Genomic DNA, 3,182 nt, shown 5'->3' with positions numbered 1-3,182 from the left:
ATATCTGGAAATATCAACAAACTTCAATCCACAGGAGTTGGATACACAGTGGTTGAACTTATCGGTGACAAAGAAAATATACAAAAAGCAAAAGACTTTTTGACAGAAAATGATATTAGAGTAGAGGAGGTTAAATAATGGATGATTTATTACATTTGGTATTAGAAGCCACAGGCGAAACATTGTACATGATTTTAGTAAGTACAATCTTCACAATTTTATTTGGCCTTCCATTGGCACTTATTTTATATACAACTGGAAAATCTGGACTTAATCCAAAACCAAAACTATATGCGGTGTTGGATGTAATAGTTAATATTACAAGATCATTTCCATTCATTATATTGATGATTGTATTACTTCCACTTTCGAAGTTGATCGTAGGAACAAAAATAGGAACATCAGCATCCATAGTTCCATTGACAGTCGGTGCAATTCCATTTTTAGCTAGATTATTCGAACAAGAATTCTTGAATGTGGATAGAGGAATCATCGAAGCGTCCAAATCAATGGGAGCAAGTAATTTTAACATATTGACAAGAGTGTTGATTCCAGAATCATTGCCACAATTAGTGTTGGCAATAACAAACTTAATGATCACATTGATTGGATATTCTGCAATGGCAGGAACAATCGGTGGAGGAGGCTTGGGAGCCTTGGCAAAAAGATACGGCTACGACAGATTTAACACAGAAGTATTATTGTGGGCAGTAGTTGTAATTATAATCTTGGTTGAAATTGTACAAATCTCAGGTACAAAAATTTCAAATAAATTAAACAAAAAAAACATATAGGAGTGGTAAAAATGAAAAAGAAAATTTTATTAGTAGTATTGGCATTAGCATTGGTATTAACATCATGTGCTAAAAAAGAAAGCAAAAAAGAAGACGGACAAAGTGCAAAACAAGAATCACAAACTACAGAAAACAAGAAGGTTGTAATTGGAGTATCTCCAGCACCTCACAAAGAAATTGCAGAAAAAGCAAAAGAAATCTTGGCAAAAGATGGGATTGAACTAGAAATTAAAGAATTTGATGATTATGTAACACCTAACACATCACTTCAAGAAAAAGATATCGACTTGAACTTCTACCAACACGTTCCTTACTTGGAAAACTTCAACAAAGAAAGAGGAACAAAATTAGTATCATTGGGAGCAGTTCACTTGGAACCAATGGGAATATATTCTAAAAAATACAAATCTTTAGATGAATTAAAAGATGGAGACGAAGTTATAATTCCAAACGATGCTACAAATGGAGCAAGAGCATTAAAAATATTAGAAGATAACAAAGTAATCAAATTAAAAGAAAACGCAGGATTAGAAGCTACTGAAAAAGATATTGCAGAAAATCCAAAGAACTTGAAATTCACAGCCGTTGAAGCAGCAACAATTCCAAGAGCATACGAAGACGCTGCGATTGCTGTAATCAATTCAAACTTTGCACTAGAAGCAAAATTATCACCAAAGAAAGATGCTATTGCAATCGAAAAATCAGAAGGAAACCCATTTGCAAATATTATAGTTGCAAGAGAAGAAGACAAAGACAACGAAACTTACAAGAAAGTATTACAAGCTTTTGAATCAGACGAAGTTAGAAAATATATCGAAGAAAAATTCGATGGAGAAATAATACCAGCAAAATAGGAAATATTAAGGGGGAGATTGAAAATGAGTTTACACGTACCATTTAGATATGATTATGTAGGAAGTTTCTTGAGAGATGAAAAATTACTAAAAGCTAGATCAGACTTTGAAAAAGAAATAATCACAAAAAAAGAATTAAAAGAAATAGAAGATGAATGCATCAAAAAATTAATCGATAAACAAAAAGAACTAGGATATCATGTGATAACAGATGGAGAATTCAGAAGAAAAAGCTGGCACTTGGATTTCTTCTGGGGATTAAACGGAATAAAAAGAGTTGAGCTTGATCATGGATACTACTTCCACGGAAAGGAAACTTATCACACATCAGTACAAGTTGAAGGAAAAATCACAGGCGAAAATCATCCATTCGTAGAACATTTTAAATTCGTAAAACAATTTGAAGACGACAATACAATTGCGAAACAAACAATACCTGCACCAGCGCAATTACTTGTAGAATTATTTAGAGAAGATAATGCAAAGATAACTAACAAAATCTATCCAGATTACGAAAAGTTGGAACAAGATATTGCGAGGGCTTACAAACAAGTTATCAAGGATTTGTACGATGCAGGATGCAGAAATATACAATTTGACGATTGTACATGGGGAATGTTAGTAGATTCTGATTATATCAACAGAAAATACGGTGAATCAGTTTCATTGGATGATGAAGCTAACAGATATTTGAGAATCAACAACTTAGCACTTGAAGATAGACCACAAGATTTGACAATAACAACACATGTTTGCAGAGGAAATTACGAATCAACTTACGCAGCAAGTGGTGCCTATGACAAAATAGCACAAATATTATTTGCACAAGAAAATGTAGATGCATTCTATCTTGAATACGATGACGAAAGATCCGGTGGATTTGAACCATTAAAATACGTTTCTGGAGATAAAAAAGTTGTTCTTGGACTTATCACATCAAAAAGAGGAGAGCTAGAAGACGAAGAAGAAATAATTGCTAGAATTCACAAAGCAGCAGAGTTCATTTCTCTTGATAGATTGTGTTTGAGCCCACAATGCGGATTCTCATCTAACGAAAATGGAAACATATTGACGATTGAACAACAATGGGAAAAACTAAAACTCATTAAGAAAATAGCTGAAAAAGTTTGGGGAAAATAAGTAATCATATCTATCTCATTTTATAAATTGCAGGCAATGAAAATTGCCTGTAATTTTTTATGTTATTATATTTTTATTATATCAACGTTTTGGTAGTTTGAAATAAATTGTATAATAGAAAAAAATAAAAATCAAGTGAAAGACACAAGATTATCATTTGAATTAAGTAAAATAGTCAGATAAAAAATTTAATAATATATCATAAACGATCCACAATGTAAAAATAAAAGAAAATTTTATCCATAGCCACCACGCTATAAAAACATAGGTGGTGGACTTATGGAAAGGCTTTTAAAATTGACGAATTGTCAAATCAAATGCAACACCTATGGTAAGAAACCAAAAAGTTCTTCTTTAGGTGTTTTATATTGTATACATTTTCTAGGTCTATTAT

The 3,182-nt window shown here is 32.1% G+C and carries 4 protein-coding genes; all 4 read left to right on the top strand.

What is annotated here, in order from left to right:
* From KHW44_RS07825 to KHW44_RS07810, 4 genes are read left to right on the top strand one after another with little or no spacing between them, the layout of a single operon-like run.
* Positions 1-138, top strand: coding sequence for an NIL domain-containing protein (locus KHW44_RS07825; protein WP_369680524.1), 138 nt, complete (start codon positions 1-3; stop codon positions 136-138).
* The gene (locus tag KHW44_RS07820) at positions 138-794 is read left to right on the top strand and encodes a methionine ABC transporter permease (RefSeq protein ID WP_304068070.1); all 657 of its coding nucleotides are present in this window, start codon (positions 138-140) and stop codon (positions 792-794) included. The genes KHW44_RS07825 and KHW44_RS07820 overlap by 1 nt, the downstream gene beginning before the upstream one ends.
* Before the next feature lie 11 nt (positions 795-805).
* The gene (locus KHW44_RS07815) at positions 806-1,648 is read left to right on the top strand and encodes a MetQ/NlpA family ABC transporter substrate-binding protein (RefSeq protein WP_035109166.1); all 843 of its coding nucleotides are present in this window, start codon (positions 806-808) and stop codon (positions 1,646-1,648) included.
* A gap of 24 nt (positions 1,649-1,672) precedes the next feature.
* Positions 1,673-2,788 (top strand): 5-methyltetrahydropteroyltriglutamate--homocysteine S-methyltransferase, encoded by a 1,116-nt coding sequence (locus tag KHW44_RS07810; protein WP_002835265.1) that lies wholly within the window; start codon positions 1,673-1,675, stop codon positions 2,786-2,788.
* The last annotated feature ends 394 nt before the right edge of the window (positions 2,789-3,182 follow it).

It is taken from the genome of Finegoldia magna, assembly GCF_018371055.1.
GTDB lineage: Bacteria > Bacillota > Clostridia > Tissierellales > Peptoniphilaceae > Finegoldia > Finegoldia magna_I.
Note: the sequence above shows the minus strand (reverse complement) of the source record. Positions and strands in the feature narration are given on the sequence as shown.

Excerpts from the sequence above, each read along its gene's own strand:
- KHW44_RS07820 (WP_304068070.1), top strand. The coding sequence starts at position 138 with ATGGATGATTTATTACATTTGGTATTAGAAGCCACAGGCGAAACATTG.
- KHW44_RS07815 (WP_035109166.1), top strand. The coding sequence starts at position 806 with ATGAAAAAGAAAATTTTATTAGTAGTATTGGCATTAGCATTGGTATTA.
- KHW44_RS07810 (WP_002835265.1), top strand. The coding sequence starts at position 1,673 with ATGAGTTTACACGTACCATTTAGATATGATTATGTAGGAAGTTTCTTG.